Annotated in this window: 26 protein-coding genes; 8 read left to right on the top strand and 18 right to left on the bottom strand. The window is 60.4% G+C overall.

Going from position 1 to position 26,672, the window contains the following annotated elements; translation table 11 throughout:
* Window positions 1–85 precede the first annotated feature (85 nt).
* The 4 genes from OZ428_RS12515 to dkgB all read left to right on the top strand — a co-directional run bounded on the left by OZ428_RS12515 (window position 86) and on the right by dkgB (window position 4,208).
* The gene (locus OZ428_RS12515; RefSeq protein WP_269133536.1) at window positions 86–2,014 is read left to right on the top strand and encodes a TonB-dependent receptor plug domain-containing protein; all 1,929 of its coding nucleotides are present in this window, start codon (window positions 86–88) and stop codon (window positions 2,012–2,014) included.
* On the top strand, window positions 2,014–2,373 hold the full coding sequence (locus OZ428_RS12510; protein ID WP_033902092.1) for a (2Fe-2S) ferredoxin domain-containing protein: 360 nt from the start codon (window positions 2,014–2,016) through the stop codon (window positions 2,371–2,373). Before OZ428_RS12515 ends, OZ428_RS12510 begins: the two co-directional genes overlap by 1 nt.
* Window positions 2,370–3,302, top strand: a complete 933-nt coding sequence (locus tag OZ428_RS12505) for an ABC transporter substrate-binding protein (protein WP_269133535.1) — start codon at window positions 2,370–2,372, stop codon at window positions 3,300–3,302. Before OZ428_RS12510 ends, OZ428_RS12505 begins: the two co-directional genes overlap by 4 nt.
* An 87-nt stretch (window positions 3,303–3,389) precedes the next feature.
* Window positions 3,390–4,208, top strand: coding sequence for a 2,5-didehydrogluconate reductase DkgB (dkgB, locus tag OZ428_RS12500; RefSeq protein WP_269133534.1), 819 nt, complete (start codon window positions 3,390–3,392; stop codon window positions 4,206–4,208).
* Here the strand turns inward: dkgB and OZ428_RS12495 are convergent.
* The 7 genes from OZ428_RS12495 to OZ428_RS12465 form a co-directional block, all read right to left on the bottom strand.
* Complete coding sequence (locus OZ428_RS12495) at window positions 4,205–4,627, bottom strand: chemotaxis protein CheY (protein ID WP_269133533.1); 423 nt, start codon at window positions 4,625–4,627, stop codon at window positions 4,205–4,207. The genes dkgB and OZ428_RS12495 overlap by 4 nt on opposite strands.
* 134 nt (window positions 4,628–4,761) lie before the next feature.
* Window positions 4,762–8,376: a transporter substrate-binding domain-containing protein gene (locus OZ428_RS12490; RefSeq protein ID WP_269133532.1), complete on the bottom strand. Its 3,615-nt coding sequence runs from the start codon at window positions 8,374–8,376 to the stop codon at window positions 4,762–4,764.
* 1 nt (window position 8,377) lies between these two features.
* Complete coding sequence (locus tag OZ428_RS12485) at window positions 8,378–9,004, bottom strand: response regulator transcription factor (protein ID WP_033902088.1); 627 nt, start codon at window positions 9,002–9,004, stop codon at window positions 8,378–8,380.
* A gap of 298 nt (window positions 9,005–9,302) precedes the next feature.
* A complete protein-coding gene (locus OZ428_RS12480) occupies window positions 9,303–10,019 on the bottom strand; it encodes an MgtC/SapB family protein (protein ID WP_033902087.1) in 717 nt (238 codons plus the stop codon).
* 16 nt (window positions 10,020–10,035) lie between these two features.
* On the bottom strand, window positions 10,036–12,741 hold the full coding sequence (mgtA, locus tag OZ428_RS12475) for a magnesium-translocating P-type ATPase (protein ID WP_269133531.1): 2,706 nt from the start codon (window positions 12,739–12,741) through the stop codon (window positions 10,036–10,038).
* A gap of 421 nt (window positions 12,742–13,162) precedes the next feature.
* The gene (locus OZ428_RS12470) at window positions 13,163–13,765 is read right to left on the bottom strand and encodes a GNAT family N-acetyltransferase (protein WP_269133530.1); all 603 of its coding nucleotides are present in this window, start codon (window positions 13,763–13,765) and stop codon (window positions 13,163–13,165) included.
* 11 nt (window positions 13,766–13,776) lie between these two features.
* Window positions 13,777–14,121, bottom strand: coding sequence for an FKBP-type peptidyl-prolyl cis-trans isomerase (locus tag OZ428_RS12465; protein WP_033902084.1), 345 nt, complete (start codon window positions 14,119–14,121; stop codon window positions 13,777–13,779).
* Window positions 14,122–14,516: 395 nt separating this feature from the next.
* Here OZ428_RS12465 and OZ428_RS12460 point away from each other — a divergent pair, with 395 nt between their 5' ends.
* Together OZ428_RS12460 and OZ428_RS12455 are read left to right on the top strand one after the other, a co-directional pair.
* Window positions 14,517–14,762 carry a DUF6124 family protein gene (locus tag OZ428_RS12460; protein ID WP_177114648.1) on the top strand — a complete coding sequence of 82 codons (246 nt, stop codon included), beginning with the start codon at window positions 14,517–14,519 and terminating at the stop codon, window positions 14,760–14,762.
* Between the two features lie 150 nt (window positions 14,763–14,912).
* Window positions 14,913–15,800, top strand: coding sequence for a nitrilase family protein (locus OZ428_RS12455; protein ID WP_033902082.1), 888 nt, complete (start codon window positions 14,913–14,915; stop codon window positions 15,798–15,800).
* Window positions 15,801–15,836: 36 nt separating this feature from the next.
* Here the strand turns inward: OZ428_RS12455 and OZ428_RS12450 are convergent, their stop codons facing one another.
* The 8 genes from OZ428_RS12450 to OZ428_RS12415 form a co-directional block, all read right to left on the bottom strand.
* Window positions 15,837–16,457: a transglycosylase SLT domain-containing protein gene (locus tag OZ428_RS12450; protein ID WP_033902081.1), complete on the bottom strand. Its 621-nt coding sequence runs from the start codon at window positions 16,455–16,457 to the stop codon at window positions 15,837–15,839.
* Between the two features lie 70 nt (window positions 16,458–16,527).
* Window positions 16,528–16,989, bottom strand: coding sequence for a RidA family protein (locus tag OZ428_RS12445; protein ID WP_269133529.1), 462 nt, complete (start codon window positions 16,987–16,989; stop codon window positions 16,528–16,530).
* Complete coding sequence (locus OZ428_RS12440) at window positions 16,986–17,870, bottom strand: PhzF family phenazine biosynthesis protein (RefSeq protein WP_269133528.1); 885 nt, start codon at window positions 17,868–17,870, stop codon at window positions 16,986–16,988. The genes OZ428_RS12445 and OZ428_RS12440 overlap by 4 nt, the downstream gene beginning before the upstream one ends.
* On the bottom strand, window positions 17,867–18,907 hold the full coding sequence (locus OZ428_RS12435) for an ABC transporter substrate-binding protein (RefSeq protein ID WP_269133526.1): 1,041 nt from the start codon (window positions 18,905–18,907) through the stop codon (window positions 17,867–17,869). Before OZ428_RS12435 ends, OZ428_RS12440 begins: the two co-directional genes overlap by 4 nt.
* A gap of 24 nt (window positions 18,908–18,931) precedes the next feature.
* Window positions 18,932–19,696, bottom strand: coding sequence for an ABC transporter permease (locus OZ428_RS12430; RefSeq protein WP_269133525.1), 765 nt, complete (start codon window positions 19,694–19,696; stop codon window positions 18,932–18,934).
* Window positions 19,693–20,511 (bottom strand): ABC transporter ATP-binding protein, encoded by an 819-nt coding sequence (locus OZ428_RS12425; protein WP_269133524.1) that lies wholly within the window; start codon window positions 20,509–20,511, stop codon window positions 19,693–19,695. The genes OZ428_RS12430 and OZ428_RS12425 overlap by 4 nt, the downstream gene beginning before the upstream one ends.
* 134 nt (window positions 20,512–20,645) lie before the next feature.
* Window positions 20,646–21,449 (bottom strand): AraC family transcriptional regulator, encoded by an 804-nt coding sequence (locus tag OZ428_RS12420; RefSeq protein WP_033902075.1) that lies wholly within the window; start codon window positions 21,447–21,449, stop codon window positions 20,646–20,648.
* Window positions 21,450–21,534: 85 nt separating this feature from the next.
* Window positions 21,535–22,503 carry a hypothetical protein gene (locus tag OZ428_RS12415; RefSeq protein WP_269133523.1) on the bottom strand — a complete coding sequence of 323 codons (969 nt, stop codon included), beginning with the start codon at window positions 22,501–22,503 and terminating at the stop codon, window positions 21,535–21,537.
* Between the two features lie 175 nt (window positions 22,504–22,678).
* Between OZ428_RS12415 and OZ428_RS12410 the strand changes: the two genes are divergently transcribed.
* Window positions 22,679–24,169, top strand: coding sequence for a helix-turn-helix transcriptional regulator (locus tag OZ428_RS12410; RefSeq protein WP_269133522.1), 1,491 nt, complete (start codon window positions 22,679–22,681; stop codon window positions 24,167–24,169).
* Between the two features lie 107 nt (window positions 24,170–24,276).
* Window positions 24,277–24,549: a DUF1652 domain-containing protein gene (locus tag OZ428_RS12405; protein ID WP_071489650.1), complete on the top strand. Its 273-nt coding sequence runs from the start codon at window positions 24,277–24,279 to the stop codon at window positions 24,547–24,549.
* Here OZ428_RS12405 and OZ428_RS12400 read toward each other — a convergent pair.
* From OZ428_RS12400 to OZ428_RS12390, 3 genes are all read right to left on the bottom strand, one after another.
* Window positions 24,512–25,705: an MFS transporter gene (locus tag OZ428_RS12400; protein ID WP_269133521.1), complete on the bottom strand. Its 1,194-nt coding sequence runs from the start codon at window positions 25,703–25,705 to the stop codon at window positions 24,512–24,514. The genes OZ428_RS12405 and OZ428_RS12400 overlap by 38 nt on opposite strands.
* Before the next feature lie 77 nt (window positions 25,706–25,782).
* Window positions 25,783–26,091 (bottom strand): RcnB family protein, encoded by a 309-nt coding sequence (locus tag OZ428_RS12395; protein WP_269133520.1) that lies wholly within the window; start codon window positions 26,089–26,091, stop codon window positions 25,783–25,785.
* A gap of 112 nt (window positions 26,092–26,203) precedes the next feature.
* Window positions 26,204–26,662, bottom strand: a complete 459-nt coding sequence (locus tag OZ428_RS12390) for an REP-associated tyrosine transposase (protein WP_269133519.1) — start codon at window positions 26,660–26,662, stop codon at window positions 26,204–26,206.
* Window positions 26,663–26,672: the final 10 nt, after the last annotated feature.

The following is a 26,672-nucleotide window of genomic DNA, read 5'->3' as shown; positions in this document are numbered from 1 at the left end:
CTGCGGTGGGCGGGCATGGGCCGGTATCGGCGTGTGCGCGATGCCTTCTCCTGCGTGCTTCTGCGAAGATACTTTCGAGAAGACTATGATTCGACGTTCCCTGATCCCTTTGTTCGGCTCGCTGTTCAGCCCCCTGTTGCTGGCCGACGACAACACCCTGGTGCTCAACCAGCAGATCGTCTCCGCCCCTTCCGTGGAATCCACCACCGTCGCCGCCATGGCCCAGTACGGCAGCAAAGTGGAGATTGTCACCCGCGAACAGATCGAACGCGCCGGCCCCGCCGCCGACGTGACGCGGGTGATGCAGATGTTCATCCCCGGCCTGTATGTGGCGCCGAAAAACGGCCCGTTCGACTACGGCACCTATTCCCTGCTGGGCGGGCGCAACGATGACACGCTGATCCTGCTCGACGGCGTGCGCCTGAACAACCGTCTGTATGGCGGCCTCTACCTCGACACGCTGCCAGCCAACGCCATCGAGCGCATCGAAGTGCTCAAGGGCGGCCAGAGCCTGTTGTTCGGCACCCAGGCGGTGTCGGGGGTCATCAACATCGTCACGCGCAGCCCGCAGACCCGCGAGGCGTCCGGTGAAGTGAACGTGGGGGTCGATACCTTCGGCGGCACCACCGGCGATGCGCGGGTGGAGAAGATCTTCACCAACGGCTGGGGCGACCTCGGCCTGCTGGCGTATGTCAGCCGCAACGCCTCCGAGGGCTACCAGCCGTTTCGCAACAGCGACTACAGCGGCCGCGTCAGCGACAAAAAGCGCTCGTACGAAGTGACCACCTTCGGCACCAAGGCCACCCAGGCGTTTGGCGATGACTCGCGCCTGGAACTGTTCTACCAATATGCCGATGCCAACCTTGATTTCGCACGGCCGGTGAACAACTACAAGACCACCAACGACCGTGTGCAACAGATCGCCACGGCGACTTTCGAACAGGCGATCAACGAGCGCCTGAGTTATTTCATCAAGGGCCATATCAACGACTGGGACACACGCTACACGCGGATCGACAACACCGCCGACGGGGGTCGTAACGTACGTAACAACAACGACTACTGGGGCTTCACTGACTGGGGTGTACAAGCCGAGGGCAAGGCCGAGTTGCCAGGCGGCCATGTGCTGGTGGTGGGCAGCGACAACCAGTGGTTCAAGGGCCAGGACGATGTACTGGTGATCGACGACAACAAGGCCCAGGCCCACGCGCTGTATACGCAACTGCGACCGCAGATCGACGCGCTGCCCAACTGGCACCCCAGCGTGGGCGTGCGGCATGAAGCCATGAGCGGCGGCGACAGTGCCACCGTCGGCATGCTCACCTCGCTCTATGATCTCAACGACCACTGGGCCCTGCGTGGCCAATACGGTACGGCCTACAAACTGCCCAACGCCGAACAGCTGTTCGTCAACGAGCCGGGCGACGAGATCGGCAACCGCAATCTCAAGCCGGAGAAGAGCCGCAACGCCGAACTGGGGATCGACTACAAGGGGCTGCTGGGCGAGCGCGATTTCAGCGCCAGCGTCACGCTGTTCAAACGCAAGATCACTGACTTGATCACGCTTGACGATGTGCAGTGGGTCAACGGCCAGGGCCAGATCCAGATGCGTGGCTTCGAGGCCGACGCCAAGCTTGCGCTCAACGACCAGTGGAGCCTGCAAGCCGACATGACGCGCAACCTCACCGAGTCCCGCGCCGGCGTCACCCTCAACGACATTCCGAGCTTTTTTGCCCGTTCACGGATCGGTTTCGAATCGGAAAACCGCTTGTGGGGCGCAGGTACTGCGATCCGCTATATCCGCGACATCACCAGCTCGAAAAATGTCGAATACGGCCACTACTCCGTGGTGGACGCCGATGCCTATCGCTACCTCGACGCCGCCCACCAGCACCGTCTGAGCCTGCTGGTGGAAAACCTGTTCGACCGCGACTACGTCACCAGCCGCGCCAGCAACGTCGATAACCTCGGCCGCCCATTCACATCCGAGGTGCGTTACACGTATCGCTTCTGATGACTGAGATCACCAAAATCGACGGGGTGGACTTCCATCCCGACTGGTCCCGCATACCGGACCACGCCCGTCATGTATTCCTGTGCACCGGCCCGCGCTGTACGCAGCGCGGCGCCTTGCAATTGTGGAAAACCCTGCGCCGTCGGCTGCTGGAACATGAGCACATCGAAGTGCCGGGTGGCGTGCTGCTGACGCGCACCCATTGCCAGTTCCCGTGCAATCTCGGGCCGGTGCTCACGGTGTATCCCGAGCGTTGCTGGTATGGCGTGCACAACAAGGCCGAAGTGCTGCGTCTGGTGGATGTGCACCTGGTAGGTGGCGATGTGGTGCAAGACCTGCTGATCAAGGACGCCCCATGAAACAGCCATGGCTATGGTTGAGCGCCCTGCTCTGCTGCACACCGGTGCTGGCAGACAGTTATCGCAACTGCGCCCAGGACTGGAGCGTGCCTCTTTCAACACCGTCGCGGATCGTGGCACTCAACCAGCACGCCGCCGATTTGCTGCTGGCGCTGGATGCCGGGCCTTCGCTGGTAGGTGTCGCGTACCTGGACGACAACGGCATTACGCACCGGCACGGCGAGTACTTTGACGTGCCGGTCATCGCGGCGAAATACCCGTCCAGTGAAGTGCTGTATGCACAGCATCCGGACTTGGTAGTCGGCGGCTTTGCCAGTGCGTTCGGTAGCGGGGTCACGTCGCGCACCGGTCTGGCAAACAACGGGGTGGCGTCGTACCTGCTGGAGTCCGCCTGCGCGGTTCACTCCCTGGATTACTTTGGGCATATCCGTCAGGACTTGTTTACCCTCGGCGCCCTGTTGCACAAAACCCAACGCGCTCAAATGCTCAGCGACGCGTTGGATGCTGACCTGGCGCGCGCCCATGGGCTGATGGGTGATGCCCGTCCGCTGTCGGTGTTTTACCTGGACAGTGAAGTGGGCGGGCTCGATAGCGAAGGCCAACGGGGTTTTGTCACCACCCTGCTGATGGCCTCCGGTGCACGCAATGTACTGGCCGATATCCCGTTGTCACGGGTGACCGTCAGCAATGAAACCCTGTTGGCCAAGGACCCGGACGTGATCCTGTTGGCCGATGCGCTGTGGTCACCGGCCAGCCGCAAGCGGCAGTTGCTGACCACCGACCCGGTACTCTCCAAGCTGCGCGCCGTTCGCGAGAACCGCATGATCGACATTCCCTTTACCCATGTGGTGCCCAACATGGGCAGCGGCCAGGTGGTTCTGTCATTGGCACAGCGGTTCAAGGCGCTGGCGATTCGTGACCTGCGGTAAAGAGTCCTTTTCGGATTCGGCGGTTTTTCCGAAGGAACGACGGGCGGATACTCGACTCCATTGTTCGTCCCCCTTCAGGAGTTACTGATGTCTACCCCCACGCAAAATGTCCCGGCCTTCGGCCTTGGCACCTTCCGCCTGCAAGGCCAGGTGGTGATCGATTCGGTCAGTACCGGCCTGGAACTCGGCTACCGCGTCATCGACACCGCGCAGATCTACGAGAACGAAGCCGATGTCGGCCAGGCGATTGCCAACAGTGGCATCCCGCGTGATGAGCTGTTCATCACCAGCAAGATCTGGATCGCCAACTTCGCCGAAGGCCAGCTGATTCCAAGCCTGAAAGAAAGCCTGCGCAAACTGAAGACCGACTACCTGGACTTGACCCTGATCCACTGGCCATCGCCGGAAGACCAGGTGCCTGTCGCCGAATTCATGGGCCAGTTGCTGGAAGCCAAGCGCCTGGGCCTGACCCGCCAGATCGGCATTTCCAACTTCACCATCGACCTGATGAAGCAGGCGATTGCCGCCGTTGGGGCCGAAAACATCGCCACCAACCAGGTCGAACTGCACCCCTACCTGCAAAACCGCCAGGTCGTGGACTTCGCCACCGCCAACGGTATCCAGATCACGTCCTACATGACCCTGGCCTACGGCGAAGTGCTCAAGGACCCGGTGATCCAGCAAATAGCCGAACGCCATCAGGCGACCCCGGCGCAAGTGACACTGGCCTGGGCCATGCAATCGGGTTACGCGGTCATTCCGTCCTCGACCAAACGCGCCAACCTGGAAAGTAACCTCCAGGCCCTGCAACTGACCTTGAGCGCTGCCGACATGGCACAGATTGCCGAACTGGAACGCGGCCATCGCCTGACCAGCCCCAAAGGTATCGCGCCGAAGTGGGACTAAACCCCGGCCACGGGCGCACGGGATAACTCCCGCAGCCACGGCAACACCCGCAGGCCGGCAGCGGCGGCGGGTGGGTCGATGATGTCCATGAAGTGTTCGAGGTTGACGTTGTCAGGCACGCCAGGTAGCCGCACCAGCACTGCCGGCGTTGCGTCGGCACGGGTACTCAGGTCCAGGTGATCGTAGACCAGCACGTGGTGCGCCTGGGGTTGAGGCCCGCAAGCGTGGGCCGTCAGCCCCGCATTGATGATCAGCACATCAAAAGGCCGGGCGGGGATGGCGGTGAGCAACTGGACCTCTTCAAAGGTTTCCACCGGTACGATCCGGAAATATCCCAATCGGTTGAGCATCTTCTCGATGTACAGGCGTTGCAGGTGTTGTTCATCGGCAATCAGGATGGTCAGTGCTTTGTTTGGCATGGCGAACCCCTGGGCAGGCAGCGCTCGTCAGTGAGCGGGGCCCATTTTCCAGACATACCCCGAAGACAAAATCAGGTTTGTTCCTCTTCCATGTAGGAACTCTCCCAAATCCACCGAATGGCCATCCACTTCAGTCACGCCTGCTTGATGCGGGCGCTCAGACTGTGATGCAAGCTATCAATGGCGCGGCCAATGGCTTCAACCGACGCCGTCAGTGCCTCACGATCCCTGCTCTCACACACACCCTCCAGCGTTTCACAACACGCGATCAGCGCCGGCGCCTTGACCATGCGCGCCCCACCTTTAACGCGATGAGCCAAGTCATGCAACTTGCCAAAGTCCGCGTGTTCTTGCAGCGTCGATAGCAGCAAGCGGTCCTTTGCGAGGCTACCGATCAATGGCGCCAGCAACTCATTGAGCCCGGCAGTATCATCGCCTGTCAGTGCGACCAGGGTACTCAAGTCACATACCGGCACGGCCTCCTCCACCACCGGTGCAGCGGTGCGCGATGCCAACGCTGCGCGCAGGTCATCAAGGCCGGTCGGTTTGAAGAGACAACCGTCCATGCCCGCCTGCCGGCAGCGCTCGGTCTCCTCCGGTTGCGCGTTGGCGGTGAACCCCAGAAGCAGACACGGCACCAGGCCACGCTGACGCTCCTGGGCACGGATATCACGGGCCAATGTGTAGCCATCCATGACGGGCATGTTGCTGTCGGTGATGACGCCATCAAACTGCCCGGCCTGCCACAGTGCAAAGCCCTCAGCGCCGTCCTCGGCCGTGACGATGTGATGCCCCAGGAAGCTCAGTTGTCGCGTCAACAGCAAGCGATTGGCCGGGTAATCATCGACCACCAGGAGGTTCAATGCAGGTGTCGCAGGCGCAGGTTGAACAGGTAAGGAAACCGCCGTTGCGGTGGTCAGCGCCAGCGCCAACGTCACGTCCACTCGCGTCCCCTTGCCCTGCACACTGCTCAGATGCAATTGGCCGCCCATCATCTCGCACAGGTTGCGGCTGATCACCAACCCAAGGCCGGAGCCACTGCGCGCCGACTGGTCGTTGTTGCTGCCTTGGATAAACGGGTTAAACAAGCGCTGCTGATCCTCGGCGCTGATGCCAATCCCGGTATCTTCCACAAATAACCGGAGGTTCAAGTGGTCACCGGCCAATGCCGGTGCACTCTGAGCGCCCAGACGTACCTGCCCGGTGGTGGTGAATTTGATGGCATTGCCCAGCAGGTTGGACACTACTTGCTTGAAACGCAGAGGGTCGATCATCACCGTCCGGTCGATCAGCGGATCCAGTTCGACGTGCAGCTGCAACCCCTTGTCCCGCGCGAGCCCCTCGAAAACCCGTGCCACGGAGGCCAACAACTCATGGAGGTTGGCCTGCTCCAGGCTCAAGGACAGGTGACCGGTTTCAATCCGCGCAATGTCCAGAATATCACCGATCAACTCCAGCATGCTCCGGGATGCCATCGACGCCACCTCTAGCGCGTCCTGATCGACACGGCCCTGTTCGGCGTTTTTCTGGGCCAACTCGATCATGCCGATCACCGCATTCATGGGTGTGCGGATCTCATGGCTCATGGTCGCCAGGAACGTAGTCTTGGCCCGGTTGGCGGCGTCGGCTTCCTCCTTGGCTTCCTGCAACTGGCCCAGCAGGCGCTGGCGTTCGCTGACATCCACCCAACCGGCAATCATGCCCACAACGCTGCCGTTGCTGTCACGGTATGGCAGCATCCACTGGTAAATGGTCAGCACACCACCTCCCGGCACCTTGAGCACGCGATCCTGGATCTGCGGCTCACCCCGCTCCATCAGGCTCAAGTAATCGGCATGGAACGACTGGGCCTGCGGCGGGTTGCCCGTGTCGGTTTGCACCACAGTCTTGCCGATCACGTCCTCCAACTTAAAGCCAAACACATCAAGGTATGCGTTGTTGCAAGCCATTAACCGACCTTGGCGATCGCGCACATAGATCGGATGAGGGGTGCCGTCGATCAGCACGCTCATGAACCGCATCTGGTCGCTCAAGGCACGTTCTGCCTGAGCACGCTTGCGTATCAGGTTGCGCAGGTAGAGCCCCCAACCCAGGGTCACCAGCAGCAGCAACGCGGCCAGACCAAACCCTTGGATGATCACGTTGCGATGGCTGCTCCAGTAGCTGTCTTCGATGATGATCTCGCTGCGCCAACGGTTGGTCAGTTCGTCCATTTCTTCCGGTGTGATACTCAACAACGCCTTCTCGAGGATCGAATACAGCTCCAGTTGGCTGCGGTTGACACCGAAGGCAATGCGCGCCGGTTCCGTACCGATCGTGCTGGTGATACGCAGGCGGTCTCGAAAATTGCGCGCAATCATGTAGCGCGCGCTGATCAATGAAACGACGGTCGCATCCACACTGCCTTTGGCGACCAACTCCATGGCCTCTTCAGGGTTCTCGACATCGACGAACTTGATACCTGGGTAGTCCCGGGCAATTTGCGCGGCGAGGCTGTTGCCACCAATAAACGCCAGGCTTTTTCCAGGCATATCTTCCAGGGTGAGCAGCCGGTTATCGTCAGCGCGCGCCACCAACACATAGGGGTTCGACAGATAAGGCCGGGTAAACCGGACCTTTTCGGCACGCTCGACGCTGGGTGTGATGACCGCGAGCATGTCTATTTGCCCGCTGCTGACCTCTTCAATTTGCCGAGGCAAAGAATTGCCATGCACTACCTCGAACTTCAAGCCTGTGCGCAAGCTGATCCGCGACAGCACTTCATCGCTCAACCCCACGAACTGCCCTTTCTCATCTAGAAATGACAACGGCATGAACTTGTCGAGCACCGCGACCTTTACCCGCGAATGCTTCTCTAGCCAACGCTGCTCACTGTCGCTCAAGCGCAGTCGGTCTGCCTCCAGGAAACCGCTGTCTCCAGCACTCCAGCGGCGCAGGATGCTCATTTGCTGGCTGGCGGGGATGACGGCCAGCGCCGCATTGATGATATTCAGCAGACGGATGTTATCCCCGGTGAACGCGAACCCGAACGGGTTGACCTCCAGCCCGGAAAAATCGGCCATGCGCACATTATTGAGATGATTTTTGTTGATCAGATAACGGGTACTGATGACGTCCCCTAGGAACACATCCGCCTGGCCAAACGACACGGAGCCGATGGCTTGGGGGGTAGAGCCATACAACAGCAACTGCGCCTTGGGGTAATAGGCTTGCACCGCGTCGGGCTGCATGTAGTGGTAGAGCATCGCCACGCGTTTGCCAGCCAGGTCGGCGCCCAGTAAATGACTATCCCCCGTGCGGGTTACCAGCACCGGTTGATCATTGGCGTAGGAACGCGACAGTATCAGGTCTTTGTCGGCGGCTTCGTAACCATTGGCCGAGCCCACTAAATCGACCTTGCCCAGCTTGAGGGCCTCGATCACCTCATCGCGGGTGTCGTAACGTCGAACCTCGATAGGGATGCTCAAGATGAGGCTGATCAGCCACGCGTAGTCAGCAGTGATCCCTTCAAAATCATTGTTGTTGCTCAGGTCGAAAGGCGCGTAGTCCGGCGCCGACACCCCCATCACCAACGTGCGTCGCTGGCGTAGCCAGCGCCAGTCGCTTTCATCAAGCTCCAGGCCTGGGTTTTCAAGGGTGGCGTGGCCGAGGAGTCTTAGGGAGTGTGGCTCGTCCAGGGCCATCGCTGCTGAGGGCAACAACCCGATCAGCAGGATGGCCGTGAATCTCAACAGCCGGGAGGTGGTCATTTCAGATCAGATGATTGCGCTGGGCGAACTTGGACAGGTGCACCACCGAAGACATACGCAGCTTTTCCTTGAGTCGCGTCTTGTAGGTACTGATAGTTTTGTGGCTCAACAGCATATCCTCGGCGATTTCCTTGTTGCCCAGGCCCAGGGCCAGTTTTTGCAGCACCGTCAATTCGCGGTCTGACAGCGCGTCGACCAGCTCTTGCTCGGTAGTCTGTATATCGTCACGGCGCACTGAACTGGTGGCCACGCTGGGGAAGCAGCTGTAGCCGGAGCGGATCGCCCGGATCGCCTTTTGCAACTCGTCCAGCTCACCCGTCTTGGCCACAAAGCCCATGGCCCCGGCGCGCATGCAGCGGGTGGAGAAGAACACGGCCAGGTAGGAGGTCAGCACCAGAATCTTGCAAGGCAGTTCCAGCGCCTTGATCCGGCTGATCACCTCCAGCCCGCCGAGTTTGGGCATGGCCAAGTCGAGGATGATGAGGTCCGGGCGCTGCTCACGCGCACACTGCATGGCGTCGGCGCCGTTGCCCGCTTCATAGATTTCGTCAAAGCCTTCTTGCTTCAACAGGTACTTCACGGTGGCACGGATAAAAGGGTGATCATCCACAATTAAAGCTTTGCTCATAAGACTCCCCGAGGGATCAGTACGCTTACATATCACACGGGACCTAACTACCTGTGAAAAGTAACAGTTCCGACAAACGGTGCTGATTACTCCGCATGACACTTCAGGCAGTACAGACCCCTCCTTTTGATAAAGCACGGTCAAAACGTTGAGCTGCGCCCTGGTTCCTGAGGCGCAAGGGCGCAACCTTAACAACGGTGTGGCTTATCAAATGAAGGGTTAATCTCGATTGTTTGTAGGACTTTTCCTGGTAACAGCATAGTCTGCTTCGCGCGGGACAGCGCCTTACAGCCGGGGACTACTCGGTGGTACTTGGACTCCAGAACGCTTGCACCACCAGGGTCGACATCGAGATTCGCGCCACCAGTGCGTCCAGCTCGTCGCCGTCCACGGACGTCACAGCCAGGGTGGCTTCGATCTCCACTTCTTCCGTGCCGAAGGGGCGCACGTCCACATCGCTGGCCGGATAGTTGCAACGTGCCAGCTCCGCTTCCAGCAAGGCCAGTACGGCTTTCTGCTGGGTACGCCGGGCGATCACATAGAGGATGTTGGTGACTTCTGCTGACACCACGTCCAACGGCTGGCGGTTGATGTTATTGACGATCGGTCGCAGCAAGGTGTTGGCCGCCAGCACAAACAGCGTGCCCAACAGCGCCTCAAGCACCAGGTCGGCACCCGCGCAGGCGCCCACCGCCGCCGACGCCCAGAGGGTGGCCGCCGTGTTGAGCCCCCGCACGTTACCCTCTTCACGCATGATCACACCGGCACCGAGAAAACCGATGCCCGAAACCACATAGGCCACCACCCGCACCGCGCCTTCCGCGCCGCCGAGCCGGCTGGCCATGTCGACGAAAATCGCCGCACCCACCGCCACCAGCACGTTGGTACGCAGACCCGCCGTGCGCTGGCGGTACTGACGCTCGAAACCGATCAAACCACCGAGAATAAAGGCCGCAGTGAGGCTGACCAGGGTGTCGACCAGGGATTCGAGGTTGATGTTGTTGATTGCTTGCATAGGAAATCTTCCCTGTTCATTGCCAGCCAAACTTACGGATGTAGTAGCCCTTCACCGCCTGGGTCAGTGCCATGTACGCCAGCAGGATCACCGGCAGGAACACGAAGTACAGCGACGGCAGCGCCTGCAACTTGAAGTAGTGCGCCAGTGGCCCCATCGGCAGGAAAATCCCCACGGCCATGATCACGCCGGTCATCACCATCAACGGCATCGCCGCACGGCTTTGCAGGAACGGGATTTTCGGGGTGCGGATCATGTGCACGATCAGCGTCTGGGTCAGCAGCCCGACCACAAACCAGCCGGATTGGAACAAGGTCTGGTGGTCAGGCGTATTGGCATCGAAGACATACCACATGAGTGCGAACGTGGTGATGTCAAAGATCGAACTGATCGGCCCGAAAAACAGCATGAAACGGCCGACATCTCCCGGTTGCCAGCGTTGCGGTTTGCTCAGCATCTCGTCGTCGACGTTATCGAACGGAATCGCAATCTGCGAAATGTCATACAGCAGGTTCTGCACCAGCAAATGCATCGGCAGCATCGGCAGGAACGGAATAAACGCACTGGCCACCAGCACCGAGAACACATTGCCGAAGTTTGAACTGGCGGTCATCTTGATGTACTTGAGCATGTTGGCGAAGGTGCGCCGGCCTTCCAGCACGCCCTCCTCCAGGATCATCAGGCTCTTTTCCAGCAGGATGATGTCGGCGGCTTCCTTGGCGATATCCACCGCGCTGTCCACCGAAATGCCGATATCAGCTGTTCGCAGTGCTGGCGCGTCGTTGATGCCATCGCCCATGAAGCCGACCACATGCCCGTTGGCCTTGAGCAAACGCACGATGCGCTCCTTGTGGCTCGGGGTGAGCTTGGCGAACACATTGGTGGTTTCCACGGCCTTGGCCAGCTCCGCGTCGGTCATGTCCTCGATGTCGTTGCCCATCAGCAGGCCCTGTTGCTCCAGGCCCACCTCGCGGCAGATTTTGGCGGTGACCAGTTCGTTGTCGCCGGTCAGCACTTTCACTGCCACGCCATGGGCTTTGAGGGCCTTGAGCGCAGGTGCAGTACTTTCCTTGGGTGGGTCGAGGAACGCGACGTAACCGATCAGCGTGAGGTTGTTCTCATCCGCCAGACTGTAGGTATCGCGCCCCGGCGCCATCGGCTGCGCGGCCACGGCGACCACGCGCAGGCCTTCTTCGTTGAACGCAGCGGTGACCTGACGGATACGCGCCAGCAGGTCGTCGGTCAGCGCTTCGTTGACGTCGCCATGGCGCACGTTGTTGCACACCGACAGAATCTCTTCCACGGCGCCCTTGCAGATCAACAGATGCGGCTGGCCCTGCTCGGCGACGACGACGGACATGCGGCGGCGGTTGAAGTCGAACGGAATTTCATCGACCTTCTGGAACGCCGTGCCGACTTTCAGCTCGCGGTGCACCTCCACATGCTCCAGCACCGCCACGTCCAGCAGGTTTTTTAGGCCGGTCTGGTAGTAGCTGTTGAGGTAGGCCATTTCCAGCACGTCATCGGACTCTGCGCCCCACACGTCCACATGGCGGGCGAGGAAGATTTTGTCCTGGGTCAGGGTGCCGGTCTTGTCGGTGCACAGCACGTCCATGGCGCCGAAGTTCTGGATCGCGTCCAGGCGCTTGACGATGACTTTCTTGCGCGACAGAAACACCGCGCCCTTGGCCAGAGTGGACGTGACGATCATTGGCAGCATTTCCGGGGTCAGGCCCACGGCAATCGACAGCGCGAACAACAGTGCTTCGGTCCAGTCACCCTTGGTGAAACCGTTGATGAACAGCACCAGCGGCGCCATCACGAACATGAAGCGGATCAGCAACCAGCTGACCTTGTTGACGCCATGCTGGAACGAGGTAGTGGCGCGGTCCGTCGCGGTGACGCGCTGGGCCAAGGCACCGAAGTAGGTGCTGTTGCCGGTGGTCAGAATCACCGCCGTCGCCGCGCCGGACACCACGTTGGTACCCATGAACAGGATGTTCTCCAGGTCCAGCGGGTTGCGGGTCTTGGCGTCTTGTTGCTGGGCGAACTTCTCCACCGGCATCGATTCGCCGGTCATCGCCGCCTGGCTGACGAACAGGTCCTTGGCGCTGAGTACGCGGCAATCGGCGGGGATCATGTCCCCAGCGGACAGCACGATCAGGTCGCCCGGCACCAACTGTTTGATCGGCAGTTCGATGCGCTTGGCTTCATCGCGGCGCAGTACCGTGGCGGTGTTGCTCACCATGGCTTTCAGCGCATCGGCGGCCTTGTTGGACTTGGCCTCCTGCCAGAAACGCAACAGCGTCGACAGCACCACCATGGAGAAAATCACAGTCGCGGCCTTCATGTCCTCGGTCAGCCAGGAGATCACCGCCAGCAACGTCAGCAACAGGTTGAACGGGTTTTTGTAGCAGTGCCAAAGGTGCACCCACCACGGCAGCGGCTGCTCATGCTCGACTTCGTTGAGCCCGTATTGCACGCGCAGAGCGTCGGCTTCCTGAGTGGTCAAACCCTCGGAATGGCTGCCCAGGGTGCCGAGCAATTGCACGGCACTGCTGTTGGCCGAGACCACCAGGGTTTGCGCCAGGGTCGGCGGCACTTCGCGGCTGACGCTGGCGTCGGTCACGGTTTCGAGCATCGCCAGGCGACGGAAATGCCGAGCGATGTGCCGGGTCCGCAGGAAGCCGGCAAAGAACTCTTTCAACAGAGTCAGGTTCATGGTGTTACTCCTGCGCGAGGAAAAAACCGTCGTGCAGGTACCGCCGTGTGCACCGCGCCTGTTTTACAGGCACAGCCAGCTTGGCCCGCCTGCCGTAAAAGGCAGGCGCGTCCGTAGCATCCCGAGGTGAGCCGGGAGCTGGTCAGCGTCGATGAGAGGGATTCGGGCAGACGCCAGGACTGGCCACTGCCGGGATGCCGCTTCTCGCTTTTAGTGGCGAGACAACGGCATCGTAAAAATGCGCGTTACCTTGCCAAGCCTGTGCCGGTTACCGAAACCGGCCGACTACTGTCACTCGAACAAGTACCCACTGAGGGTCTCCGCTATTGATGAAAACGCGCGAAGCTTACGCCCCGATGATCAAAGAGTAAACCGTAGGAAAGTTTCCGTATGGGGAATAAGAGGATTCTTCAGGATGGGTTCAGGAAGGTGCATCCACTTGATCTCGCGGCACCAACGCCAGGTAATCACCCACCTGCCCACCTGTCAGGGCCTTGACCTGAATCGAAACGCTGTTCACCTGACGCCCCATCGTGATCCCTTCGCGGGTGCGTACCTGCACATAGCCAAGTTTTGGCCAGAAACGTTCGGCCTTGGCATTGCCGATGACTACCGTCAAACGCAACCATTGAGCGCCGTTGCCCGCAGCCCAAGCCTCAAGATCCGCGTGCAGCCGCTGCGCCAACCCAGTGCCATGCAAGCGTGCATCCACCAGCAACAGCCCGATGTGCCAAACACCAACAGCCAGCAAGTCCGCCGCAATGTTCACCACCGACACCAGTTGGTTTTCCAGATCGCGGTAACCCAGCCAATACATCCGGCTGCACGCCCACCCTGCGGGTAACAGCCCCTGCAATTCCTCATGCGCTTCGGTCGCAGTGGCCGGTTCGCCGTTGACCGCTATGAAGTAGTCCGGCGCCCGCTCAAAAAACCGCTGCAACTCGACCTCATCGCGATCACCCAGCTCAACGACCTGAATGCCCACGACGGAACACGCCGGCAACCCGTGTGAATCAACTTCCATGTCCACCGCCCTCAATCGTCCCGCGTCAGCACTTCCAGCAACTCAATCTCAAAACGCAGATTGCTGTTGGGCTTGATATGCGCGCCCATCGACCGCTCGCCATAGGCCAGATGCGCCGGCACGAACAGGGTGCGCACACCGCCCACCTGCATGCCCATCAACCCCTGGTCCCAGCCCTTGATCACGCGCCCGGTGCCGATCACACACTGGAACGGCTTGCCGCGCTCCCAGGAGGAATCGAACACCGTGCCATCTTCCAGGGTGCCGGTGTATTGGGTGGTGATCAGCGCGCCTTTGACCACGGCTTTGCCGGTGCCGGGGCGGATGTCGGTGATTTGGAGTTCTTCGGGGTTCATAGGGCGCTCGTTGACGGTACAAAGGGTGGGGTTTTCCCAGAATTGGGTAGGTTTGGCAAGTGTAGGAAGAGTCGCTGCGATGACATTTCCCTTTATCTCGCAGGACGTTTCCGAGAGAATCCCAACCGCTTGCGCCGCTCAAATCACGTGGCTAGTCTTCGTCGGTCACTGCCAATTCAGTGACCGGGTTTAGCAGCCCGCCGATGTGACTAGGCGCAAAGCGCCACCTTTTGCAGGGCGCTTTTTTTCGGCCCGCGCTTCATGGTGGCCATGCGCAGGGCACCTTCGGGTGCACCGGGTTCCTAGTCACCGGTCTGCTAACCTGCGTGTGGCCGCCACCCTTCCACCGTTTAGCAGCGGTCGTGGCGGCTCCTTATGACTAGAGGAGCTTCAAAATGGAAAACCTTGTCCCCGCGCCACCCGCTTCAGAACTGCAATTCTTCACCACCACCCCAGACCTCAGCTTCGAAGACGCCCTGGCTCACGCCAGCAGCGTGTTGCGTTGTGCCGCCGTTGCGGCGCAGACGGCCGGGGATCAACTGGAAGGGACTTCACGCACGTTGGTGCTGTCGGTCATGCACCTGGTGGACATGGCCAGTGTGATGGTGGATCGGTCGCTGGAGTGTATGCAGCCGATTTGAATGAGTCGCGGCAAGAAGCCTTGCTTCTTGCCGCGACTCAGCGCTTCCGATTGGCAGGCGCCAACTGACAACCTAAACGGAAGCACCTGATTTACGCATTGCCGCCCTATCACCTCTTATGTAGAGCAGTCCCCATAAGAGTCCTCTGCAATGAACCCAGCTATCAGCCCTGTCCGCGTTTCTGTCGTGCAGTTTGATCCCCAGGTAGGAACGCAGCACCGCACCACTAACCTGCAGCACAGCCTTGCGCTCGCAACTGAAGCGGCCAACGGTGGCGCCAAACTGATCGTGCTTCCGGAACTTTCAAATTGCGGTTACTTCTTCGCCAATCGCCAAGATGCCTTTGACCATGCCGAAATTGTTCCGAACGGAAGAAGCGTGCAGGTTTGGATCGAATTTGCTTCCCGGCATCGTGTGTATCTGGCTGCGGGCGTTAGCGAACTAGACGGCATGCAATTGTTCAACACCAGCGTCCTGATAGGCCCGGACGGCTTTATCGGCAAGTACCGCAAAGCACACCTCTGGAACCTGGAAAAACTATGGTTCACCCCTGGGAACACAGGTTTCCCTGTCTTTGATACTCCCATTGGACGTATCGGCATGCTGATCTGCTGGGACATCTGGTTTCCCGAGGTACCGCGCATTCTCAGCCAGCAAGGCGCCGATATCATTTGTAGCCTGAACAACTGGGTATGGACCCCTCCCCCGTTATTTGATGAGGCCGGCAAGTGCATGGCGTCTTATCTGACGATGACCGCAGCGCACGTCAATAACGTGTTTATCGCAGCAGCCAGTCGAATTGGTGAAGAGCGTGATGCCTGTTATCTCGGGTGCTCGTTGATTGCCGGGACCAATGGTTGGCCCATCGGCAAGGTGGCGTCGGCGGACTGCCAGGAGATTCTGTTTGCCGATATCGACCTCAGCAGCGCGCGCAGCGCACCGATCTGGAACAATCTCAATGACCTGCAAAGGGATCGGCGCGCTGATATCTATGATCCGATGCTTGGCTACACCCAGCACCCGGCACTCCCACGCTGAGAGAAGGAGACACATCCAACACTACCACTGTGGTCTTTATAGCCACCGCCAAAACCGACTCCAAAACCCCCGCCCCAAATCATCCTTGCACCGCGCATACTGCGCCGCATACAGCTGTGAACGCGCCTGCACCTTGCTCGCCACCGGCGGCAGCCAGGCCTTGGCGGCGTAGGTGCGTTGGCGGTAGCCGCCCCAGCCTTCGTGGTAGTTCAGGTACTGGCCGTAGGCGTCGTATTTGTAGACGCCGTTGACGGTGTAGGTCTTGTCCATGTACCAACCGACAAAGTCGATGGCGTCGTCGAAGTCCTGGCGGCTGGCGCCGCTGCGGCCGGTGCTCTTGCGGTAGTCGTTCCACACTTCGTCCTTGGCCTGGGCGTAACCGGCGGCGGTGGAGACGCGGCCCCAGGGGATGATCCACAGCAGGTATTTGCGCGGGGCCAGGGCGTCCTGGTGGAAGCCGGACTCCTGATACATGATGGCGAACGGCACCTGGATCGGCACGCCCCAGCGTTTTTGCGTGACTTTGGCGGCGTCGTACCAGTCGTCCTTTTCGCGGAAGATGCCGCAGAGGTCATTGGGCGTGCGTGGCGGCGAGGTGCCGCACGCCGCCAACAGGGAAGTGAGTAGTAACAGTCCGACGGCTTTGCCTGCGCTCAAGGGGCACCTTTGCGAGATACGCGTAAAAAGACCGGCATTTTACGCGTTCATTGAGGTGAGTGCCGATCTGTCATCCCGTCGTTTTGATAACGGCGGTGACCTCCAATTCCAGCATGCCGCCGCTGGGCAAACCCGCCACACCCACCGCCGACCGCGCATGCCGGCCCTGCTCACCGAACACATCGATCAGCACCTGGGAAGCGCCGTCGACCACGTTGGAAAAACTCTGGAAACCCTCGCCGCCATACACAAATCCTCGCACAAACAGAATGCGCTCGACATTCTCCAACCCTACCGCCTGATCCAGCACGCTCAAGGCGCGCAGCGCACAGGTTTGACCAGCTTGTGTCACCCGCGCGGGCGAGGTCTGGTCCGTCACCGGTCCGCTGATCACGCCATCGCCCAGTCGGCACACTTGTCCACTCACATAGGCCACACCCGCATGGATCGTCACCGGCACATAGTCACCCTTGGGGCCTGGCGCCTCGGGCAGTTGCAAGCCCAAGGTGGCGATACGTTCGCGAATACTCATGCGGGCTCCTCGACAAATTCCACATGCCCACCCAACCAGCACCCCTGCACCTGCCCTGCCGCATCATGACGAAAGCGCAGCGAAATCTGCGAAGGCCGGCCCATCGCGCGGCCTTGGCGGATGTACACCGGACGATCGTCATCGGTCACCAAGCCGTTTTCCAACAGACCAAAGGACAACGCTGCCGCCGCAATACCGGTGGCGGCGTCTTCCGGGTAACCCGACGACTTGGGGAACTGCCGCGCATCAAACTGGCGACCTTCAAGGTCCGACGGCGCGTAGGGATACAACCCGGTAGAGCCGATGCGCTCACACAGTTGCTCCATGCGGCGGAAGTCCGGCTTGAGGCTGTCCAGCACCGCCACGCTTTTGAGCGCAACCAGTGTTTTGACGCGGCTGGTGCGAGCGTTCTGGATCGGCAACGGCGCCAGTTCATTGGAGGTAATGCCCAGCACCGATAGAATCTCGGCCTCAACCTGCGGATCGCTCAAGGTTTCAACCTGCCCCTTGGGTTGGCTGATTTCCACTTGGATCTGTGGAGTGCCCGCATTGGCGATATGGGCATCAACCCGCCCGCTCAACGTCCACAACGCCAGGCGCTCCTTGTGCAGCATGCCCAATTGATCCAGCAGCCAAATGGCGCCGACGGTGGCATGGCCGCACATTTCCATCTCATGGTTGGGCACCCAGAAACGCAGGGCAAAATCGAAATCGCTGCCGGCTGGTGCGGCAAACACAAAGCCGCATTCATGCCCGTAATCCCGGGCGACTTGCTGCATATCGGCATCGCTCATGCCGTCGGCCAGCGCCACAGTGGGCGCCGGATTGCCGCCACGCGCAGTGGCTGGAAATACATTGACCAGATGAACCTCGGGCGTCATTTCGCCTCTCCCTTGAGGGTGGAAACAGTCGGCGCCACGGCGTCGACGATGGTGTTGGTGTAGACCTGCTGCGGGTCGAGTGTCACCGGATCATTCTCGACGGCGTTCATGAAGCTGATGTTCTTCTCGACGCCGTCTTTTTCGATCCGTGGCGTGGCCGGGTAGGACGGCAACGAGGCGGTCCAGGCGGCATCAAAAATCGCCGCATCGGTGTGGGCGAAGTACGGGCGCACCGACTCGCGGGCCTTGTCCGGTTCGCTGGCGATCAGGTGTTCGGCTTTCCAGATAGCGCGCACCAGTTTCTCGGCGGTGGCCTTGTTGCTGCTCAACCAGTCCTCGCGGGCGATCATCGCGGTGAACAGGAAGCCGTCCAAGGGTTTGTATTCGCCCTTGGCCAGGTCCATCAGCACAAACCCGCCCTGTTGCGCCGCCGTGGTGACGGTGGGCGGTGACAGCGAGAAGCCGTTGATGCTGCCCTGGGAAAACGCTGCCAGCATGTTCGGCGCGCCGCCGATGGGCATGATGGTGAAATCCTTGTCCGGGTTCAGGCCGGCGTCCTTGGCCAGGTAGCGCACCAGCATATCGGTGGTGCTGCCGGGGCCGGTCACGCCGATCTTCAAGCCCTTGAGGGCCTGGGCACGTGCCGAAATGGGCGACGCGGCCGACACCCCAGCCTTGCGCGCCGACTCGCCATCAATCACCACGGTACTGCCGAACTGGGTCTGCACGGCAGCAAACGCCTGCACGTTCTGGCCCTTGGACCGCGCGCGCACTGCCACTGCAGGCAGGCCGACATAGGCATCCGCGTCGCGGCCGAGCACGGCCGTCAACGCCGCCGAGCCGCCTTTTTGAAATACGATCACTTCCACATTCAGGCCTTCGTCGGCGAAGTAGCCCTGTTTCTGCGCGACGTAGATCGGCACATACAGGAAGCCTTCGCTGGGGAACGCCAGGGTGACCTTGGTGAGGTCCTGGGCCTGGGCGGCGGGCAGGAAGGCAGCGCACAACAGACCGGCAATCACAAGACGCTTAAGCATGATCAAGCTCCAAACCAGAGGGGGTTAAACCGCGACTTCACGTTCCGCTTCATTGGCTTTCCAGGGCATCAGCTTGCTTTCAGCCAGCTTCACCGCCGTGTTCAGGATCAGCGCCAGGGCAATGATCCCCACCAGCGCGGCAAACACGCCGGCGGTGTCGAACTGCGAGGCCGCATCCGACAGCAGATAACCCAGGCCACGGTTGGCCGCGATGATCTCGCCCACCAGCGCGCCGATCAGCGCATAGGGCACCGACAACCGCAGGCCGGTGAACACCCAGGTGAAGGCCGAGGGGATCACCACCATGGTCAGCAGGTCGCGCTCCTTGGCGCCCATCAGGCGCAGGATGGTCAGTTGCTCGCGGGACACATTGCGCACGCCGCTGTAGGTGTTGAGGAACACCAGGAAGAACACCACCGCGGCGGTGAGGATGACTTTCATCGGCAGACCGATACCGAACCAGAGGATGAACAGCGGCGCCAGCGCCACTTTCGGCAGGCTGTAGAACGCGGTCAAAAACGGATCGAGGATTTCAGCCAACAACTTGGCACGGCCCAATACAAGGCCTGCGATCAAACCCGCGAAGGAGCCGAAGAAAAAGCCCAGCACCGCCTCCAGGGTGGTGATGCCGGCATGGTAGAAAAACACGCCATTGAGCAGGATTTTCCACAGGCTCTGGGCCACGGCCGAAGGGCGGCTGATGAAGAATTCCACGCCAAACCAGCGTGACACGCCTTCCCACAACAGCATCAGGAACACCAGGAACAGCAAGCGATAGACCTGGATCATACGACCTCCAGCGAGTGAGCCAATGAAGAAGGGGCAGCGGCGCCGGCAACGTCGGGCGCCAGGCGTTTCCACAGTTCGGCGCAGAGTTCCAGGTAGCGTGGATCGGAGCGCAGTTGCACCAAGTTGCGTTCACCGGTCAGCGGGATGTCGAGCACATGGTCGATGGTGCCGGGGCGGCCAGCGAACACCACGCAGCGGTCGGCCAGGGCAATGGCCTCGTCGACGTCATGGGTGACGAACAGCACAGTCTTGTTGAGTTTGCGGCACAGGCGCAGCAGTTCGGTCTGCAAGGTCAGGCGCATCTGCGCGTCGAGGGCGCCGAAGGGTTCGTCCATCAGCAGGGTTTCCGGGTCACTGGCCATCAAGCGCGCCATGGCGGCGCGTTTGCGCATGCCGCCGGAAAGTTGGTTGGGGTAGCTCTCGCCGAAACCGGTGAGGCCGACCAGCGCCATCAGTTCGTCAACCCGCGCCTCGATCTCGGCCTTGGGCACGCGGCGAATCTGCAGCGGCACCGCAATGTTGCCCGCCACCGTGCGCCAAGGCAGCAGGTGATCGGCCTGGGTCATGTAGCCGACCCGGGTGTTGACGCCGTTGACCTCGGCACCGTCGTAATGCACCACGCCCTCGGTAGGGCCGAACAGCCCGGCTGTCATGTTGAGCAAGGTAGACTTGCCACAGCCCGAAGGGCCGACCAGGGTGATGATTTCGCCGCGCTGGACCTCCAGCGATACATTGCGTACGGCCACAAACTGGCGGCCCTCGACTTTGAAGCTTTTTTGCACGCCTGAAAAACGGATAAAGGGTTTTGCGCTCACCGCCCCTCCTCGTCCGGTACGCCGGACTTGTTTGTTGTTGGTGAGCAGAGGATGAACGGATGACAGATTTGTGGCGCACGGGATCGGGCCGGATCATGCGCGGGATTGGGACAAGGGGAATAGGAGGCCTGAGGTTAACCGCGCCGCCACTCATCCGGCGACACGCCCAGCACCCGCCGAAACACATGGGCCAGGTGCGACGGCGATTCATAACCGACGTTATTGGCAATCTCCAGTACCGACATGCGTGTGTGCCTCAGCAGGGTCTGCGCCCGCTCCAGGCGCAGCCGTTGCACGTAAGCCAGCACCGTCTCGCCGGTGTGCAGCGCAAACAGCCGGGTCAGGTGCCGACGCGACATATGGAACACCGCCGCAATCTCATCCAGCCCCGGCGCGTGCTCAAGGTTGCCTTCCACATAGGCCTTCACGTCGCGCACCAGCATCGCGCCGTGGCGCTCGGTAGACGAGCGCTGCAGGCTCGGCTGGCTGAGGGAAACCGCCAGGCATTCGAGCAGCAGCAGGTGATCGGCCTGGGCCAGTTGGCGACGGCGATCGACATAGGGGTCGGGTTGACTGAAGGCCTTTTTCGCCAGCAGCAAATGGTGCAGCGGCGCCGAGGTTTGCCAGATGCCCAGGGTGGGCACGCGCAGCAAGCGGTTGGCATCGCCGGACAGGTCACGCAGGGCGTAGCGCATGTAGTCGGGGTCGACATAGAACGCCAGGTGGCCCTGGCTGGCCGTGAGTGACGATGAGGAATGGCTGCACTGCGGCGGCACCAGCACGAACTGGCGTTCGATTACCGAAGTGGTGCGCCCGCTGTCTTCGTCCTTGAAGCGCAGCAAGCCGTGCTCGGGCACCATCAGCATGAACTCGTCATGGGCATGGGCCCCGGTTTCATAGGCGCCGTTGGAGTTGAAGACGCTGTAGATATCACGCATCGCCAGGCACTGCCGGTGGGTGTTGGAGTGCTGACACTAGCATGTTTGATGCCAGCGAAAAGCAGCGTCCTTGCTGCAAACCCCGTTAAGCCAACGGCACTCGACGCGTGGTCAGGGCCATGCGCCCCACCAGGAAGCTCAACGCTGCGCCCAGCAGCAACATCGCCAAGGTGCCCCACGCCGCGCGGGAGAGCTGTTTGGCGGCCACTTCGCCGGCTTCACGGGCTTTCTGCTCGGCCTGCTGTTTCAGTTCATCGACCTTTTGCATGGCTTGTTGGTAAGCCTGGGCGTAGTTGTCGACGATCTGCGTCGCTTCTTCTTTGCTCTTGCCCGTACGCGCAGCAACGATGTTGACCAGCGCGTCTTTATCCGCAGCATTCAACGCAGGTTCACCGGACGCCTTGACGCGTTCGAACCACTGCTTCAACTGATCGCCCGCCTGGGACGGATTTGTCGCCGCATCGGTGGCGGTCTGTTTGCCATCGGCGGCGGCCTGATCGGTTTTCTGTTCGACGTTGGCCGGGTCCAGCTCAGGCTTGCTGCTTTGCTTGAGCAAGGTGTCGAGCTCGCCTTGCAGGCTGTTCCAATCCAGCTGGATGCCCTGCTCGTTCAGTTGCTGCTTGACGCTGTCGCCAATACCCGGCGCTGCCGCCGCGATGCCGCTACCGGCAGCCGACAGGCCCTTGCCCACCACATTCCCGGCTGTGCCGACCACACTGGCGGCCAGCCCGGCCAATAGCCAGGTGGTGAGCAAGGTGGTCAGCGTCCAGGTGAGTACGCCGTGCAGGCCGCCACGATCCGGCGCGGTCCGTCCCGCCACAAAGGCCCCCACGCCGATTGCCACCAACGTCGAGACAAACAGCCAGATCCCGGCGCCCGTACCGAAACCGCTGAGCGGGTTGCCGGCTTGCATCGGGTCGACAGCGCTGGCACCGATGGCCGTTCCCAGCACACTCAGCACCAGATAGGTCACCAGGGCAATTGCACTACCGGCCAGCACGGAACTCCAGGACACGCGAAACAGCGAACGGTTGGTTTCATAGACAGTGGTCATGTTCGATCCTTTGACAGTGATTGACCGTTTCAGTCTGGCGAGACGGCTGCTTGCCGTCCCCGCTCAAATGCACCAGGCCATCTGGTGCATTCGCACCCCGTATCGCGGATTGCCTCTGCACTATCCTGAGGTGCGGGTGTCGTACTTCCCATGCGCCCAAAACCCCGGAGAACCTATGACCCAGGACGTTCTAGCCAAAGAAACCAATCGTCGCCAACTGCAGCAGATCATCTCCGGGCTGTCCGACGGTGTGATTCTGGCCGAGATCGATCAAACCATTCTCTGGGCCAACGAAGCGGCCCTCACCATGCATGGCGTGGGCGACGTGATGGGGCTAGGCGCCGATGGCCAGGAATATGCCAAGCGTTTCGCCTTGCGCTACCGCAACAACCACCCCGTGCAGCTGGAAAACTACCCCCTGGCCCGAGCCGCCGCGGGCGATGAATTCAGCGACGTGGTGGTGGAAGTCACGCCCACCGCCGATGAAGAGAAAACCTGGGTCCATCGCCTGCGCAGCCTGGTGATCACCGACTCCCGGGGTGAACCGGAGTTGCTGGTACTGATCCTCAGCGACGCCACCGAATGGGCCAGCGCCGAACAGCGCTTCGAAAAAACCTTCAACGCCAACCCGGCGCCGGCGGTGATCTGTCGCCTGAGTGACTTGCGCTACATCAAGGTCAACCAGGGTTTCCTGGAGATGACCGGCTACAACCGCGACCAGGTCATCGGTAAATCCGTGTATGAGCTGGACGTGCTGGAACAGGCCGAGCGCAAGGACCTGGCCATCCAGCGCCTGGGTGAAGGCGCGACCATCCCGCAGATGCAGGCCGAACTGCGCCTGCCTGAGGGCGGCAGCAAACTGGTGATCGTTGCCGGCCAACCCTTGGACATGAACGAAGAGGATTGCATGCTGTTTTCGTTCATGGACCTGGAGCCGCGACGCAAGGCAGAAATCGCCCTGCGCCAGAGTGAGGAGCGCTTCGCCAAATCCTTCCGCCTCACGCCCGTGCCGACCCTGGTGTGCAGCGCCGGCAACCGCCAGGTGGTAGACATCAACGAAGCCTTCATGAGCATTACCGGCTATATCAGTGAAGAACTGATCGGCAAGTCCATCGAAGACATCGACTTTATCGACAGCCCCCAGGCGGGCGCGCAGTTGTTTGCCACCCTGGAAAAAGCCGGCAACCTCGACGGCCAGGACCTCAAGGTGCGCAAGAAAGGCAACGAAGTGATCGACTGTGTGGTGTCCGCCGACACTGTGATCATTGAGGACGTGCCGTGTTACCTGCTGGTGATGATGAACATCACCGAACGCAAACGCTCCGAACTGGAGTTGGTGGCGGCCATCGAGGAAGTGATGCAGGACGCTTCCTGGTTCAGCCAGACACTGATCGAAAAACTCGCCAACGCCAAGAGCGTAAACAGCCCCAACCAGCCGAATATCGCCTTTACCGACCTCACGGCCCGTGAACGCGATGTCCTGGGTTTGATCTGTGAAGGCCTGGCCGACAAAGAGATCGCCTCGCGCCTGAAACTGGCGCCCAATACCGTGCGTAACCATGTGGCTACGGTGTACTCGAAATTGGGGGTGCACAGCCGCAGTGCAGCGATCGTTTGGGCCCGTGAACGCGGGCTGTTCGCCGGGGAATTGCGCCTTAAAAAATAGGCTTAAAAAGTGCAAATGCACTAGTGCCTCTAGTGCGAATTCGCCTTATTGCAGCGCAAAGCACGCCATAACCTTTAAGCATCGAACTTATGCCTGAAGGAACCCGCATGTTTACCCTCTCTCAACTGCGAAATTGCATCGAAGAAGGCCTGTCGCCGCTGACGTGCGAGTTCACCCTGTGCCGGGACGCATCCCTGACACTCAAGGTCTACGACGCCGAAACCGGTCGAGTGGATCTGGTGGTGACCGGGATCAGCACCAACCGCCTGCAGACCCCGCAAGAAGTGGAAAAGATGGTGGAAGAACTGCGCTACGAACTGCAGAGCAACACCATGGGCAAGCTCACGCTGGATGACTTGCCCTCAACGACGCCCCAATGAAATAAAACACCCCGCCGCCCACGATGAACGCCCCCAGCATGTAGAACATGTAGTGGGCCGGCAGGCTGGCCAATACCAGCCCACACAACACCGGCCCCAACGCGGCGCCCAGGTTGGACAGGTTCTGCGCCCCGTAATACATGCCGCGCAGATGGTCCGGGGCGATCCGGTCGATGAACATGTACTCGGCCGGAAACACGATGATCTCCCCCACCGTGAACACCGCCATCGCCAGCACCCACCACAACACGCTGGTGGACAGCGCGAACCCAACGACTCCGAGCATGAACATGCCCAGCCCCGCGATCAGCCACTGACCCAGGTAGCGGTGCGAAATGCGCCGGCCAATCACATACTGCAAGGCAATCACCAGCACCGCGTTGGTGGTCAGCACGGCGCTGACCACGGTGTAGGTGTATTCAGCGCTGGTGGTGGTCACCAGGTATTGCGACAGCCACGCGGTGAACTGGCCGAATACCACGGCACTGAGCACACCACCGAGGGTAAAGCACACCAGGCGATGATCGCTTAAAAGCACTCGGCCGACGGCCAGGAATGGCACCGGTTTTTGCGTGGCATCCACGGTGGTGAGGGAACGGTCGCCCCAGCGCCAATACAGCAGGAAAAACCCCACCCCCAACAGCGCCGACAGAATAAACGGCAGGCTGATATCCCATTTGGCAATCATCGCCCCGAAAAAAGGCCCTACGGCATAGCCGATATTGGTCAGGGTGTACTTGATGGAAAACACTTCGCTACGTGCATCTTCGGGCAACAGGCTGGCAAAGCCAGCTTTGACGGCGATATCGATCACCGCGTAAGCCAGGTTGATCAGGATCAGGCAGCTGTAAAACGCCCAGATATTCTGCGCCAGCACCGTGCCGATAAAACCCAGCACAAACAGCACGCTTAAGGCCAGCAATAGCCGGTAGCTGTTGACGCGGTCTACGAGGAAACCGCCGTACACACTGAGCAACGAACCGACGATCAGCGAACTGCCGATCACCAGGCCGACCTGAGTGATATCAAGAGCGAAGTGGCGGGTGAGGTAAATCACCAGGTACGGAAACGTAATGGCCTTGGCCAGCGTGAGCAGCAACGTGGCGGACAGCAGCAGGTTAACGATGCGGGGGTAGTTTCTTATTGTGGCAAGCATCCTGCTCTCTTTCCTAGAAGGTAACGCGGCCTTTTAAGCCGGCTACCTTAACTCAGGAACAGGGCAGGAATACAAGGTCATTTCTTGACGGGAGTGATCTCAAGAATGGTGCCGTTGGTGGTCTTGAGCAACACAAACCTATCGCCCACCCGCGCCCACTGGCTGTCTTCTTCAGGCTGCTTGAGGCCGCGTTTCTTCCAGTCACTGACGGCCGACTCCTTGCGCATCAAGATATCGGGCGCGCGGTCGCCTTCTTTCAAGTCACGGGTGTTGATGTTCGAAGGTTGCACGGTTTCCTGAGGGGTATCACCGGCTTGCACGACAAAGCTGGCGGTGCACAGGCTGGTAGCGACCAGCAGCGAGGCGATCAAGGACTTGGACTTCATGGGTGCTCCTTCAATGAATGATGCTTACCCAAGTTCGGACCGCCGCCGCGCATGATCATTCAATTCACCTGTGGCTAGGGAGCTTGCTACCTTGCCACAGATGGATTGGCCTTCATAACCAGGCAGCGTCCCAGAGTGGGTAGTCGCCTATGCGCTCCACCAAACCCGCTCGCAAGGGGTTACCGATGATGTAGCGTGCGATGGGAATAAGGTCTTCCTCGGCACGTGCTGCACGGTCATGGTATCCGCTCTGCCACAAAGCGCCCTGTGTACCACAGGCTCGATTGATCGCCAGCGTACTCCTCGATTTCACCCTCTGCATAACCTGGGGCAACGATGCATCCCGTAACTCAAACAGCCAATGGAAATGGTCCGGCATGATGACCCATGCGAGGGATTCAACCCTGCCGAGGTCATGGGCCTGTTTGAGTTCTGCCACCAGTAACCGACCCAGATAAAAGTCGGCAAATACTGGCCGGCGTTGGTAAACCACAGCGGTCACCAAATAGGCACGACCTGTTTCTGAATAGCGACCACGACGCAACAGATGAGAGTTGGGCTTCTGAAGCAACTCACTGCTC

Origin of the sequence: Pseudomonas sp. GXZC (genome assembly GCF_026967615.1) — a bacterium.
Classification (GTDB): domain Bacteria; phylum Pseudomonadota; class Gammaproteobacteria; order Pseudomonadales; family Pseudomonadaceae; genus Aquipseudomonas; species Aquipseudomonas azotoformans_A.
The sequence above is the reverse complement of the archived record's forward strand: the minus strand, read 5'-3'. Positions and strand labels throughout refer to the sequence as shown.